Below are 14,895 nucleotides of genomic sequence, written 5' to 3' on the forward strand. Positions count from 1 at the left end.
TGAAGCTTCTTGTGGCTATTCGCCGCCCTGCTTTGGGTTGGCCTTTAGCCATAAGCCAGGAAGAGTGCCTGTCTTATGGCATCGGCTCACCCTGGGTGCTGGGCGGCTTAAAGATTTCATTGAGTCTGGTGTATTTAGTCAGTTCTGCTTCTGTAGTTAGTTGCCGGCTAGTGGGGGAATCGCTTCTTGAAGAATGGTGTGTTGTAATGAAGTGCTTCAAGTGAAAGCTAGTTGGATAATGGATGCCTTGAAATATCAAAGACTCCCCCGCCTTATATACTTCTCTCGTGAAAAGCGTCATAAAAAAACCCGGCTGATGGATCAGCCGGGTTTTGCTTATTTTAGGATTTTAACTTTTACGTTCTTGCGTCCCCACTTGAGCGCTTGGCTTTGGGTTGGGATGAAGACGTCGATTTTCTTGCCTTTGATTGCGCCGCCAGTATCTCCAGCGATTGCGGTGCCGTAGCCTTCCACCCATACTTTAGAACCGAGCGGGATGACTTTTGGGTCGACCGCGATGACTTTAATCCCTGGGTTCTTTTTCAGGTTAATGCCTGTTCTGGTGATTCCGGAACATCCTCTGCAATACGCCGTGTAGGCTGTTGATGAAACAGTGAATTCCTTCACTACTTTATCTTTGCTTGAAGATGGCGTTGAAGGTTTGGAGATAGTTTGCGCTGTTGTTTTTTTCAACTTCAATTTTTGCTTCGGGTAAATCAAATTCGATTTCAAGCCGTTCCAGGATTTCAGGTTATTGACGGAGACTTTTGTTTGTTGGGAAATTTTATAAAGCGTATCACCGCTTTTGACTGTATAAACATTTGATGCTGCAGAAGTCGTAAGTGAAGTGCCAAGCAATAAAAGTAATGCCATTGTTAAAGCTGCCAATAATTTTTTCAAGTTCCTATCCCCTTTGCGTATCGGATGATTGTGCCTTGCGTAAATCGGTTGAAAGCTTTTCAGTAAAATTAAAATAGCACGGCAAGGTTACAATCATGTGACAGCATTAGGCATATTTGATTACAATTACGCTTTTTTTCGTGACAAAAGAACCCACTCCATTAAATTTCTGTATCACCCAATAGAAAAAAGGCCCCCTCCAAAGCTTACGAAGCTCGGAAAAGGCCTAAGATTATTTTTTAGCTTTATGGACTTTCAAGGTTTTGCCTTTGACGGTTTTGTCTTTCATCGCCTTCAAGACATGCAGCCCTTTGCCATTCAGGATATCGATATACGTGACAGTATCCTGGATTTTGATGATGCCGATATCTTCCGCCGTAATTCCCGGTATGCTCGTCAGCGTGCCGACAAAATCGACTGCGCGCAGCTTTTTCTTTTTGCCTCCGTTGAAATACAGCTTCATGATGTCTTGGTTGAGTGCCGCAGCTTTATGTTTTTTCGGCTTCTGGCGGCTCTCGATCTTGTCTTCGAATGCTGGTTTTGCCAAGGCGACTTGCTCTCTTGACGGCCGCTCGACACGCGTGATGTCAAATCCTAAGTAATCTTCCGTCTCTTTTAGGAATTTATCCTCAAATGGTGTGACGAATGAAATCGCTTTGCCGCTCTTGCCAGCCCGCCCCGTGCGGCCGGCACGGTGGACATAGCTTTCCTTCTCGAGCGGAAAATCATAATTGATGACATGGGTGATGCCGTCGATATCGATTCCTCGTGCCGCGACATCGGTTGCGACCAAATAGCGGAATTCGCCGCGGCGGAAATCATCCATGACGCCGAAACGATCTTCCTGGGTCATCCCCCCGTGCAATTGATCGCTTGTGTAGAACAGGCGTTCAAGCCCTTCCGACACCGCATCGACCTGGTCTTTCGTCCGGCAGAAAATGATGCAGCTATCCGGATTTTCGACTACCGTGACATCGCGCAGCAACTGGAATTTATCCTGCTCTTTCACGATGACGAGTGAATGCTCGATGCGCTCTTCCAAAGTATCGGCGGCCTGGATTCCAATATAGCGCGGAGAGCGCATGAAATCACGCTGCAGTTTTTCCAGATGTCCCGGGAAGGTTGCCGAAAACAGCATCGTCGTCCGTTCTTTCGGAAGCTGTTTGATGATCGATTCGACTTGTTCGATAAAGCCCATATTAAGCATTTCATCTGCTTCATCGAGCACCAAATACTCGATTTTTTCGAGCTTCAACGTGCCTTTTTCGATATGGTCGAGCACACGCCCCGGCGTTCCGACGACGATATGGCATTTTTGCTTCAATTCTTCCTTCTGATAGGCAAAAGGATGCTTGCCGTAGATCGCCGCTGCTTTGATGCGCTTGAAACGGCCGATATGAGTGATGTCTTCTTTCACCTGGTCGGCAAGTTCTCGTGTCGGTGTTAAGACCAGCGCCTGGGGCTTGTTTTCATCCCAATCGACGAGTTCGCACAGCGGAATGCCGAATGCAGCTGTCTTCCCGCTGCCGGTTTGCGATTTGACGGTCAAATCGTGTTTTTCAAGAGCGGCCGGGATGACTTGCTGCTGTACTTCGGTCGGTTGTTGGTAGCCAAGGCCTTCCAGCGCTTTTACAATCGGCTCACTGATGCCGTAATCTTTAAATTGATTCGTGTTCATAAGTTCTCCTTCTCCGTTCATCTGTCTTATCTCTTCATTATGGCACGGATCGGGCAGTTTTGCAGTTAAACGATTATTGGCATTATTGGTCGAGCAGGCTGACGGAAACTTTCACATCGAGCGACTGGCTGCCGCCTCTGTAAACGCCCTGGACTGGGCTAACATCGTTGTAATCACGTCCCGTACCGACACGGATATGGTTTTCCAGCGCTTCGACGTTGTTCGTCGGATCGAGCCCGACCCAGCCGATGCCCGGCACCATGACTTCAACCCAGGCATGGCTCGCTGCATCGCCGACGAGTGCGGAATCTTCCCCAACGTAGAGATAACCGCTGACATAGCGTGCTGGGATGTTTTTGCTGCGCAAGATGCCGAGCATGACGTGCGTAATGTCTTGGCATACGCCTTTTTTCAAGTTAAACGATTCACTCGCTGTTGTCGTAACGGTCGTCGAATCGCCGTCATAAGTGAAATGACCGAATAAATATTCCATTACATCGATAGAGTATTGCACCGGATTGCTCATGTCCCCGAGTTCACGGTCAACCAATTCCATCTGCTCTGGCAATATGTACGTATACGCAGTGTTGCTCAAATACGCCATATAGTGTTCGGCAAACAATTGGGAATGGAAAATGACGTTCATCTCCGGTGAATAATCGATGCGGTGGATAAACGGGCTTTTCTGGATGCTGACAATGGACGTCGCTTTCACTTCGAGGTGCTGATGGTGTTCGGCGATAAAAAATGTCTCGACATTATTGCCGAAAATGTCCACATGATTTGTCGTCAATGTCGCCGGCGTGATATCCGCACGGTAAGACAGGAGGCGCTGGCATTCATCCGTTCTCGGTTTCAGGCGGATGGTGTTCATGCTTTGGTCAACGATGGTTTCATAATCAAAAATATTGGTATGCTCGATTTTGTATTTCATAGAAGTTATTCCTTTCATGTCCATCCCTTGGGATTGGAACGCCATCGCTGTCTCGGCTTCGGGATCCGTTAAATAATAAGTGCTGGAGAAAATTCGGCTGATTTCATTGCAGCCATCCTGGAAGCGGTTCAGGAAATGCATCAATTCATCCGAATCCAAAGATTCAATATCCGTTTCGCTGAAAGAAGTCCGGACTTCATCGAGTTTGGCATATAACTCCCATGAATAATGCGACACTTTGCCTTCTTCAAGTTCTTCAACTGCGGCCCGCACATGGTCAAGGCAATAGCGGATCGATCTCGGGAAGGTTTTGTCCGAGATCAAAAAGCCCAGTACTTTCCTTGGTTCCATGCGCGGTGGATTGCTCTTCAAGAACGCGTTATAGCCGTTCGTCATCCTGAGTGCCGCCAGCCAGAAATAATAATCATCGGTCTTTTCTTTCCTGACACGTTCACGCGTCCGTTCGCAGACGACATTCAAGATGCGTGCCGTCTTTTCCGCGCGTTCAAGCCATTTGGCGATTTTGATCATTTGATACGCTACGCCACGGGACATCGAGGATTCAACAATTCCCTGGGAAATAAGCGAAGTCGTTTTGATGTTTTCCAGGAACGCTCTCATGTCACGGACCGAGCTGTTCTTCAAGTCCATGTCATTGAGCGTCAAATACGAACGATTCCAGGTTTCCCAGTAATCATCCGGGATGTGGTCGCGGCTGATGCGGGCATTTTCCCGGACGACCATGGCGCAGCTGGCGACTGAATTGGAATTTTCTTGCGCCATCGCCAAATACTGCACCAGCTCTGATTCCTCATACGTCGGGTTGGCTTTGATCCGGCGCATCGTTTCCGTCGAATCGCAGATCTCAAAAATCAGCCGCCAATCCGAATCGCGCACAAGTTCTTCATCAGCCGCTTCAATCATCTGAAGCAATTGCACGTCGAGGATGCGCGCATTGTTCTCCGCCCGCTCGACATTCCGGGACATCCAATACAGTGAATTTGCAACACGGCTTAACATTTACGCATCCTCCCCTTCTTCTTTCTTTTTGAACACCCATGTGTCTTTTCCGCCGCCGCCTTGTGAAGAATTGACGACAAGCGATCCTTCTTTCAGCGCGACACGGGATAATCCGCCAGGCAGGACATGGGTTGTCTCGCCCCTCATGACGAATACCCTTAAATCCACATGGCAAGGGTAAAACTTGTCTCCTTGGTAAGCCGGTGCGCGGGACAGCTTAATCGTCGGCTGCGCTATATACTGATGAGGCGTTTCAATAATTTTCTCCCTGAACTTTTCGATCAGCTCCTTCGAGGCATGTGGGCCGACGAGCATATCGTATCCGCCGGATGCCCCTACGTTTTTGACGACGAGCTCTTCAAGATGCTCGAGTACCCATTCCCGATCTTCGGGCTTATCAAGCAAATAAGTTTTCACATTATCGATGATCGGTTCTTCGTCCAAATAATAGCGGATCATCTCCGGCACATACGCATAGATCGCCTTGTCATCCGCGACGCCGTTGCCGACCGAATTCAAAATCGCGACATTGCCCTTTTGGTAAGCTTCCATCACGCCGCGTACCCCGAGCGCAGAGTCTGAACGGAATGATTCCGGATCTAAAAAATCGTCATCGATGCGGCGGTAAATGATATCGACACGCTTCAGCCCACGAATTGATTTCATGTAGACGATATTGTTGCGGACGACCAGGTCGCGGCCTTCGACTAAATCCATGCCCATCTGCTGAGCCAGGAAGACGTGATCGTAATAAGCGGAATTGTACATGCCGGGCGTCAATAGCACCGCAAACGGCTTGTCTTTTCTTCCTTTTGGGGCATGGTCCAGAATCGAATCATGCAGGAAGCTCATTTGATGTTCGAGTGTCCTTACCGAATGATTGACGAAAAACTCAGGATACACTTGTCTCATGACGTAGCGGTTCTGATACACATAAGACAATCCGGACGGGTTGCGCAAATTGTCTTCAAGGACATGATATTTGCCGTGCTCATCTCGTATCAAGTCGATGCCCGCCAAGAAAATGTGGTTGTTGAGCGGGATATCGACGCCTTTCATCTGCTTTTCGTAATAATAGGGATTGTCTTCGACTAGATGGCGCGGTACGATGCCTGCTTCGATGATCTTTTGGTCGTGGTAGACATCGTCCAAAAAGCGGTTCAGCGCTTCTGCACGTTGCGTCATTCCTTTTTCGACCACTTCCCACTCTTCCGGCGGAATAATGATCGGCACAAAGTCGAACGGCATCGTCCGCTCCGTCCCTACATTATTATGGTAGACAGTGAAAGTGATGCCTTGGCGAAGAAACGATAACTGCGCCGTTTCATGCTTTTCCCTTAGTTCATCTTCTGAAAATCGCTTGATTACTTCATGGAAGGTTTCGTAATGGGCTTTCGGTTTTCCATCGGGCATAAACATTTCATCAAAAAATGGACTGGTTTTATAGTCTTTAAACACGTGGCCGAACCCCCTCTGTTAGAATACCTCCAGTAATTGCCGTTGATTTTTAAAAGATATGAATTTTCTGTCTACTGGAAGGAAAGAAAAAGCCATGCCCATGCTCGGCATAGCTGTTCTTTGTTCTATTATAACCGAAGTTATTTTTTCGTTGTGCCATCATTTGAAAAATTGCCAGAAGATGTATCGCTTTCTGGATTCTTTTTCAGCGATTCTGTGTAGGAAGTGCTGCCGCCGAATGCGCCGCCGCTCGGTTTATCGGACTCCGTAGAGGAACCAGCAGACGAGAATGTGTCTTTATTCGCTGTAGATGAAGTTTGGTTCGTTGAAGAACCCGAGCCTTGTGTCTTGCCGACTTCATCTTGGACAGTCTTGTTCGCTTCGTCGAGCGCATCTTTTTCCTTATCCATCATTTGCTGCTGCTTTTCGATCGTCGTCTTGACGGTTTCGACAGCTTTGTTGATATGAGGCTTCACTTTATCAACCATGCCTCCCGATTGCTCGTTGAAGCGGTCCAAATTCTTTTTGATATTTTCTTTCATATCAGCTGTACTTGTCGAAGAACTGCCTGTATTTTGCGTGCTGCCTGTTTCCGATTTCTTCTGAGTCATTGCCGCTCCGATTGCTGCACCTACCCCGAGCAATACGAGCTTGCTGAAAAATCCACCTGATCTTCTTGCCATGTGATGATCTCCTCCTTCATTTAATAAAACTTAGTGTAGTAAGTATAGACGTAATTGCCTATTTTCAAACATCGCTCCTATACAAAAGTAAAAGGACACTCTTGTGAAAGAGCGCCCTTTACGGTGTGTCTATTAATTTTCCTTCTTCCAATAATACCTGCTTGAATGCTTTCACAACGTCCTCATCATATTGGATGTCGATTAGCCGCTCGAGCTCATCCATCGCATATTGGGCGGTGAACGCTGAACGATAGGCGCGGTCTTCCGTCATCGCGTCGAACGTATCGCATACCCCGATGATCTTCGCCTCAAGCAGGATTTCATCACCTGTTAAGCCAAATGGGTAACCTCTTCCATTCACGCGTTCATGGTGCTGCTCGACAATATTCGCTATATCCTTATATGGGGTGTCGCGAATCATATCAGCACCGTCTCCTGGATGTTTTTTCACCAGGTCGAATTCTTCGTCGGTCAATTTGGCAGGTTTTTTCAATACTTCTTCAGGAATATTGATTTTGCCGATATCGTGGAGGATGGAAGCGAGAAACAATGACTCTGTCCGTTCTCTCGTCATTTTCATTTTGGAAGCTGTCTTGATCGCATAACCAGCAACGCGAGAGCTATGGTTAAAGGTATAGCGATCTTTATGTTCGACTTTTTCACCGATTTTCCGCAGCTCTGCGATCATTTTGCTGGCATATTGAAAAACTGGGAAATTTGAAACGGATAACAAAATAACATCTTCTATAACTGTAAAATTTACAGGTGCTTCTAATTTTTTGCATGAAAAGAAATCATCTTTGATGAGATGGACTTCATTGCCTTCTATTTCTGCCTGAATTTCCCCATCTATTATGTAATAGAATTCATGAGCCTCAGCGGCTTCGCTCGGAATCAAAATAAAAGTTTTATCTTTTAAAATAGTTTGTTTCATTAGTTCCAAACCACTACCTCTGCCCAATAAAGAAAGAGTGGTAGCATCGTTTTCAACTTTTTCCAGATATTTACCTTTTAATATATCCAAGCCTTTCACAAATTCACATCCCTTAAAATATAAAAAAATGAGAGTAAAGTTTCCTCTACTCTCATACTACTCTTTTTATAAAGTATCTACAATATTCTTACCAAGCAACCACAATAATCGGATCAATCTTAGCAGTTTTATCTGCGAAATCTTCTTCCACTAGGACGATGTCTGCCACGACTCCTGATGCAGTGGCACGTTCAATTCCTTCTAATGTAATCTCTTCAGCTTTTTTCTGCAATGCTTTAATCAATTGCGCGATTTCTTCTTCGTAATTCGCCGTAAGTTCGGCTTGTTTCGCTTCGTCTTCTTCAGATGCTAAGTTATTGACGTATTCCTCATGCAACTCAGCGGCTTTCTCTTGGTTTTTGACGATTTCAGCCTCGATTTTTGCATTGACGCTATTGATGTCTTTGATCGCTGCCTGAATCTCTTCGCTCATCCCTTCCTCAATTTCATAATATGGGACTTCTGATACTACCAGCAGTTCTTCCGCAAATGCTCCGTTCGCCAGCGATAAAATCATTAGGAATGACAAAGTGATAGCTGCAATACTTTTCTTAAACATTAAATTTCCCCCTGACATTTAGTTGAGTTCGTAGGTTATGAATACTAGTCATGACTATTTACGATTTTAACCATAGTCCTACACTGAATAGTATATATAAACCAGGACTTTGGCACAATACGAATGTAAAAATTAACAAAAAATAAATATTTGTATTTTCTGAAAAATCACCCATTATTATTCGTTTATAAAAAAAGAGTTCGCAACTTTACATTGCGAACTCTTTTTTACTGAATTCTTCTTTAAGGCAATACGGTGCTGCCCATCAAATACCGGTCGCATTCCCGTGCAGCTTCACGGCCTTCGTTGATCGCCCAGACGATCAAGCTCTGGCCTCTGCGCATATCGCCAGCCGCAAAGATGCCTTCGACATTTGTGCGGTAATCGCCGTATTCAGCTTTAACGCGTGAATTGGCGTGCGTTTCCACATTCAATTGGTCGATCAGCAGCTGTTCCGGCCCGCTGAAACCGATAGCGATTAGGATGAGGTCCGCTTTCCACACTTTTTCCGTACCTGGAATTTCTTCGCGGATGCGGTTGCCTTGCTCATCGATTTTCAGTTTAACGTTAACGGTATGGACTTCTTTTACATGTCCGTTTTCATCGCCGACAAATTTCTTCGTCATGACCGCATAAGCACGCGGATCGTCACCGAACGTTGCGGCAGCTTCTTTATGGCCGTATTCTACGCGATGGATTTTCGGATACTGCGGCCACGGATTGCCTTTTTCGTCACGGAGCGCGCCTTTTTGATCGTAGACATCGAATTGCACAAGGCTCTCGCAGCCGTGGCGTACGGAAGTTGCGAGACAGTCTGTGCCCGTGTCCCCACCGCCGATGACGATAACATTTTTTCCTTTTGCCGAAATATAATTGCCGTCTTCCAAATCGGAATCGAGCAAGCTTTTCGTGCTGGCATGCAGGAAGTCCATTGCGAAATGCACGCCTTCTAAGTCACGCCCTTCGACATCGATGTTGCGGTGCACAGTCGCGCCAGTCGCCATGATGACCGAATCGAAATCATCGCGCAATTTCGTTGCAGGATAGTTTTTGCCGACTTCTACATTTGTCACGAACGTGATGCCTTCCTGTTCAAGGATTTTAACGCGGCGCATGACCATGTCATACGGCAATTTCATTTCAGGTATGCCGTACGTCAGCAGGCCGCCGATGCGGTCGCTTTTTTCGAACACGGTTACGGTATGGCCCGCTTTGTTCAACTGGGCTGCTGAAGCAAGCCCGGCAGGACCTGAACCGACTACAGCTACTTTTTTGCCGGTGCGGTGTTTCGGCGGTTCCGGAACGACCCACCCTTCCGCAAATCCGCGCTCAATGATCGAGCGTTCGACCGTGCGGATGGCGACAGGCGGTTCGTTGATGCCAAGAACACAAGCTCCTTCACATGGAGCTGGGCAAGCGACGCCGGTGAATTCCGGGAAATTGTTCTTCAAATGTTCGCGGTGAAGCGCTTCTTTCCATTGGCCGCGATAGACAAGATCATTCCACTCCGGAATCAAGTGATTGACCGGGCAGCCGGTCGTGCCATTGTCGAGATCCATGCCAGTCTGGCAGGTCGGGACGCCGCAATCCATGCAGCGCGCCCCTTGCTTTTGTACTTCCTGTTCAGATAGCGGAATCGTATAGTCTTTCCAGTCTTTCGTCCGCTGTGCCGGGTCGCGTTCTTTTACAGTCTGACGGTCATATTCCATAAATCCGGTTATCTTCCCCATCGTTTCCCTCCAGTTCGCATATTTTCCAAGCTTTCCTCTATGAAAGGCAGCTATTGCCGGCGCTGTTACTTGCCGGCTGAAGCCATTTTGCTTTCTTCGAATGCGGCCATTTCAGCATCGAATTTCGCCATGCCGCTGTCTTGCAGCTTGCTGATGCGTTCGTTGATCTTCAAATAAGCTTTCGGAATGACGCGGACGAATTTCGCCGAAAGAATCTCCCAATGATCCAATACACGTTTGCCATTCAGGCTTCCTGTGTAGCGGACATGGTTCTCGACCATCTCTTTCAGTTCCGCGATTTCCGAAGGATCTGCGAGCGGCTGCATATGCACCATTTCAGGGTTGCAGCGCGCGCTGAATGTTTCGTCTTCATCAAGAACATAAGCGACACCGCCTGACATGCCGGCTGCGAAGTTCTTGCCGGTATCTCCAAGAATGACGACGCGCCCGCCGGTCATGTATTCACAACCGTGGTCGCCGACGCCTTCGACGACGATTTTGGCACCCGAGTTCCGGACGGCAAAACGTTCTCCGGCCATGCCGTGGATATACGCTTCCCCAGCCGATGCACCGTAAAACGACACGTTGCCGATGATGATGTTCTTCTCGGGAAGGAATGTCGAATCCGCTGCCGGCTTGACGATGATCTTGCCGCCGGATAAGCCTTTTCCGACAAAGTCATTGGAGTCTCCGATCAAATTGAGTGTCATGCCTTTTGGAATGAAAGCACCGAAGCTTTGCCCGGCTGAACCTTGGAAGTTCAATGTAATGGTATCTTCCGGCAAGCCTTCTGCACCGTATTTGCGGGAGATGGCACTGCCGATGATCGTACCGGTCGCGCGGTGGATATTACGTATGGCTGTCGATACTTCAACCCGTTCGCCATTTTCGATCGCATTGCGGCAGCGAGGCAAGAGTTCCTGCACGTCGAGCGTATGCTTCAAACCGTGGTCTTGCTTGATCGTTGCATAGCGGCCGACTTTTTCCGGCAGATCCGGCTGATAAAGAAGCTGCGTCAAATCCAGCCCTTCCGCTTTCCAATGCTTGATCGCTTTATTCGTTTCGAGTACATCGGTGCGGCCGATCATTTCGTTGATGGTGCGGAACCCAAGCTCCGCCATCAATTCGCGTGCTTCCATGGCGATAAAGCGCATGAAGTTCGCGACGTGATCTGCTTCGCCCGTGTATTTTTTGCGCAGTTCCGGGTTTTGCGTCGCAATCCCGACTGGGCATGTATCCAAATGGCAAACGCGCATCATGACGCATCCGAGCACGACGAGCGGTGCTGTCGAGAAGCCATATTCTTCGGCACCCAAGAGCGCCGCAGTGACAACGTCGCGGCCGGTCATCATCTTGCCGTCTGTTTCGACGACGATGCGGTCGCGCAGGCCGTTCAATAGAAGCGTCTGATGCGTTTCCGCAAGACCGATCTCCCATGGCAAGCCGGTATGCTTCAAGCTGGTTTTTGGTGCCGCGCCTGTGCCGCCGTCATAACCGCTGATCAACACGAGATCGGCACGGCCTTTGGCAACGCCAGCTGCAATGGTGCCGACACCGACTGCGGACACCAACTTCACGCTGATGCGTGCACGCGGATTGGCGTTTTTCAAGTTGAAGATCAACTCCGCTAAATCTTCGATCGAATAAATATCGTGGTGAGGCGGCGGTGAAATCAATTCGACGCCTGTCGTCGAACCGCGCACTTCCGCAATCCACGGATATACTTTCTTGCCTGGCAAATGACCGCCTTCTCCAGGTTTCGCCCCTTGTGCGACTTTGATCTGGATTTCGTCAGCATTGACCAAATAATGGCTCGTGACACCGAAGCGGCCCGATGCAACTTGCTTGATGGCGCTTCTGCGGCTATCGCCGTTATCGTCCGGGATAAAGCGCGACACTTCTTCGCCGCCTTCTCCTGAGTTGCTGCGTCCGCCAATTTTATTCATCGCGATCGCTAAGGCTTCGTGGGCTTCTTTACTGATTGAGCCGTAAGACATGGCGCCGGTTTTGAAGCGTGCACAAATCTCTTCGACCGTTTCGACTTCTTCGATCGGGACCGGCGTGCGGTCTTTAAATTTCAATAAGCCGCGCAATGATTGAAGGTTGGCTTTTTCATCCGTCAAGAGTTTCGAATACTTGCGGAATGTATCGTAATTATTCGTCCGGCACGCTTGTTGAAGCGTGTGGATCGTCATTGGGTTGTATTGATGGTCTTCGCCGTTTTCACGGTACTGATATTCATCGCCGGATTCAAGCGCCGGATTCGCTCCTTCGCGGTCCGGATAAGCAGACGCGTGGCGAAGCAGCACTTCTTTGGCGATAATATCGAGCCCAATGCCCCCAAGGCGCGATGATGTACGTGTGAAGTATTTATCGATAACATCCATATGAATCCCGATCGCTTCAAAAATCTGTGCGCCTCGGTAACTTTGAATGGTTGAAATACCCATTTTAGACAATATTTTGATAATTCCATCTGTCACGGCTTGTACATAGCTCGCTTCGGCTTGTTCGACGTTCATGCCGTGGATATCGTCTTTCGCCACCAAGTCTTCGATTGACTCGAATGCCAGGTAAGGATTGATTCCTTCTGCACCATAGCCGATCAGCATGGCGAAATGGTGGACTTCGCGCGGTTCCGCAGACTCGAGCAGGATGCTCATGCGTGTCCGCGTACCTTGTCTGATCAGATGGTGATGGAGCCCCGATACCGCAAGCAGTGCAGGAATCGCCGCATGTGTGCTGTCGACGCCGCGGTCAGACAAGATGACCAGCGTGGCGCCTTGTTCGATGGCATGGTCCGCTTCTGTGAATAATGCTTCCAAGCGCGCTTCCATTGCCTCTGCGCCTCCGTCTGCTTCAAACAAGATCGGCAAGGTGACGGCCTTGAACTCCGGCAAGTTCTGCTGGCGCAGTCTTTCAAGCTCTGCATTTAGCAATACCGGTGTTTCAAGGCGGATATGGCGTGCGCTTTCCGGTTTCGGATCCACCAAATTGCCTTCTGCCCCGATCGTCGTCCGGGCTGCTGTGATGATCTGTTCACGGATGGCGTCAATCGGCGGGTTGGTGACTTGTGCAAACAATTGCTTGAAATAGTTATACAAAAGCTGTGGTTTTTTCGACAATACCGCAAGCGGTGAGTCGTAGCCCATCGAGCCGACCGGATCTTTCCCGTCGGATGCCAGCGGTTTAATGATTTTCTGGACTTCTTCCTGCGTATAGCCGAAAGCAAGTTGCTGTTTCAATAGCCCTTCGCTGTTTGGATGAACCACTTCTTTCGGTTCCGGCAAATCGCTCAAGTCGAACAAATTGTTTTCGACCCAATCTTTATAAGGGAGTTCGGAGGCAATCTGCGTTTTGATTTCGTCATCCGGGATGATCTTGCCGGCTTCGAGGTCAACCAGAAGCATTTTCCCTGGGCGAAGGCGGTCTTTATAGATGATGTCATCCGAAAAGATATCGAGCGCTCCGACTTCTGAGCCGAGGACGATCATGCCGCTTTTCGTAATATAATAGCGCGCCGGGCGCAAGCCGTTGCGGTCGAGGCAAGCTGCGATCTGGCGGCCGTCTGTAAATACCAGTGCCGCTGGGCCGTCCCATGGCTCCATCAGCGTGCTGTGGTATTCGTAGAAATCGCGTTTTTTCTTATCGATCGATTTGTCGTTGACCCATGGCTCCGGGACCATCATCATCGCCGTATGCGCAAGCGAACGGCCTGATAGATGAAGGAATTCGAAGCAATTGTCGAACATCGACGAGTCGCTCCCTGTCTCATCAATGACCGGCAGGACTTTTTGCAAGTCTTGGTCATTGAAATAAGGAGAATTGCAAGCGAGTTGGCGTGCTCTCATCCAGTTGACGTTTCCGCGAAGCGTATTGAATTCGCCGTTATGGATGGAGTAGCGGTTCGGGTGGGAACGCTGCCAGCTCGGGAAGGTATTCGTACTGAACCGTGAGTGGACGAGTGCCAACGCCGATTTGAATTCGGGATGGTTGAGGTCGATATAGAATGAATCCAGTTGTTCTGGGATGAGCATGCCTTTATAGACGATCGTTCCGGCAGACAAGCTGCTGAAATAGACGTCTTTAAATTCTTCCACGCCGCCCATTTCCTGCTCAATGCGTTTACGGATAATGTATAAACGGCGCTCCAAGTCCATGCGTGTCTCGAGTTCTGCTGATGCGCCGATGAAGATTTGGCGAATGACCGGTTTGGTTTTCGCCGCAACATTACCGACAAACGAATCGTTGACCGGTACAGGGCGCCAGCCGAGTGATTCCTGGCCTTCTTCTTTGACAATGCGTTGGATGATGTCTTTCGCTTTCATCCGGAGATCATAATCCTGGGGCATGAAAATCATGCCGATGCCGTATTTTCCTTCTTCCGGAAGAACGATTCCTTCTTTTTCACATTGCTTCAGGAAAAAACGGTGAGGAATCTGTGTCAAAATACCGGCGCCGTCCCCCGTACTCGTATCAGATGATTGGCCGCCGCGATGCTCCAAGTTACACAGGATGTTCACTGCGTTCTGGACAATGCTGTGCGATTTTCTGCCGTCTATATTAGCGATCATCCCAATACCGCAAGCTTCGTGTTCCTGGTCGGGATGATACAGTCCTTGTGCGATCGGATACTCTTTCTTACTCAATTGAACCGCCTCCTTTTACACGCTAATTTGTCATAATATTATGATAGTATATCATATAACTGAATATATATACAATTGCATTTTGTGAAAAATTTATCAAGTACATGAAGATTCATCGCAAACCCTAGCATTTAAAGTGAAACCGCTTTCAATTAAAGGCCTATAGCGATTCTTCTTTATTCGCTATTTGTGTATATTGATACAGTATTTTTTTCAGCGTCTTCTCTTAGCAGCTGTTTTTCCCAGTAATT

General features: G+C 48.3%; 9 protein-coding genes. All 9 read right to left on the bottom strand.

Annotated elements, in window-relative coordinates; translation table 11 throughout:
- Positions 1 to 336: 336 nt before the first annotated feature.
- The 9 genes from AUC31_RS13405 to gltB all read right to left on the bottom strand — a co-directional run bounded on the left by AUC31_RS13405 (position 337) and on the right by gltB (position 14,644).
- Positions 337 to 900, bottom strand: a complete 564-nt coding sequence (locus AUC31_RS13405; protein ID WP_058382707.1) for a 3D domain-containing protein — start codon at positions 898 to 900, stop codon at positions 337 to 339.
- 232 nt (positions 901 to 1,132) lie between these two features.
- Positions 1,133 to 2,578, bottom strand: a complete 1,446-nt coding sequence (locus tag AUC31_RS13410; protein ID WP_058383774.1) for a DEAD/DEAH box helicase — start codon at positions 2,576 to 2,578, stop codon at positions 1,133 to 1,135.
- A gap of 82 nt (positions 2,579 to 2,660) precedes the next feature.
- A complete protein-coding gene (locus AUC31_RS13415) occupies positions 2,661 to 4,532 on the bottom strand; it encodes an alpha-E domain-containing protein (RefSeq protein WP_058382706.1) in 1,872 nt (623 codons plus the stop codon).
- The gene (locus AUC31_RS13420; RefSeq protein ID WP_157073502.1) at positions 4,533 to 5,990 is read right to left on the bottom strand and encodes a circularly permuted type 2 ATP-grasp protein; all 1,458 of its coding nucleotides are present in this window, start codon (positions 5,988 to 5,990) and stop codon (positions 4,533 to 4,535) included. It abuts the gene before it with no gap.
- Positions 5,991 to 6,130: 140 nt separating this feature from the next.
- Positions 6,131 to 6,673 carry a hypothetical protein gene (locus AUC31_RS13425; protein WP_058382705.1) on the bottom strand — a complete coding sequence of 181 codons (543 nt, stop codon included), beginning with the start codon at positions 6,671 to 6,673 and terminating at the stop codon, positions 6,131 to 6,133.
- Between the two features lie 118 nt (positions 6,674 to 6,791).
- Positions 6,792 to 7,706, bottom strand: coding sequence for an HD-GYP domain-containing protein (locus tag AUC31_RS13430; protein ID WP_058382704.1), 915 nt, complete (start codon positions 7,704 to 7,706; stop codon positions 6,792 to 6,794).
- An 88-nt stretch (positions 7,707 to 7,794) separates the two neighbouring features.
- A complete protein-coding gene (locus AUC31_RS13435) occupies positions 7,795 to 8,265 on the bottom strand; it encodes a hypothetical protein (protein WP_058382703.1) in 471 nt (156 codons plus the stop codon).
- Between the two features lie 242 nt (positions 8,266 to 8,507).
- Positions 8,508 to 9,995 carry a glutamate synthase subunit beta gene (locus AUC31_RS13440; protein WP_058382702.1) on the bottom strand — a complete coding sequence of 496 codons (1,488 nt, stop codon included), beginning with the start codon at positions 9,993 to 9,995 and terminating at the stop codon, positions 8,508 to 8,510.
- A 65-nt stretch (positions 9,996 to 10,060) separates the two neighbouring features.
- Positions 10,061 to 14,644, bottom strand: coding sequence for a glutamate synthase large subunit (gltB, locus tag AUC31_RS13445; RefSeq protein WP_058382701.1), 4,584 nt, complete (start codon positions 14,642 to 14,644; stop codon positions 10,061 to 10,063).
- Positions 14,645 to 14,895 lie beyond the last annotated feature (251 nt).

The organism is Planococcus rifietoensis, assembly GCF_001465795.2.
Taxonomy (GTDB): domain Bacteria; phylum Bacillota; class Bacilli; order Bacillales_A; family Planococcaceae; genus Planococcus; species Planococcus rifietoensis.

What these genes read in the sequence shown, in the direction of transcription:
- AUC31_RS13435 (WP_058382703.1), bottom strand. Translation starts at nt 8,265, where the DNA reads ATGTTTAAGAAAAGTATTGCAGCTATCACTTTGTCATTCCTAATGATT.
- AUC31_RS13425 (WP_058382705.1), bottom strand. Translation starts at nt 6,673, where the DNA reads ATGGCAAGAAGATCAGGTGGATTTTTCAGCAAGCTCGTATTGCTCGGG.
- AUC31_RS13440 (WP_058382702.1), bottom strand. Translation starts at nt 9,995, where the DNA reads ATGGGGAAGATAACCGGATTTATGGAATATGACCGTCAGACTGTAAAA.
- AUC31_RS13415 (WP_058382706.1), bottom strand. Translation starts at nt 4,532, where the DNA reads ATGTTAAGCCGTGTTGCAAATTCACTGTATTGGATGTCCCGGAATGTC.
- AUC31_RS13410 (WP_058383774.1), bottom strand. Translation starts at nt 2,578, where the DNA reads ATGAACACGAATCAATTTAAAGATTACGGCATCAGTGAGCCGATTGTA.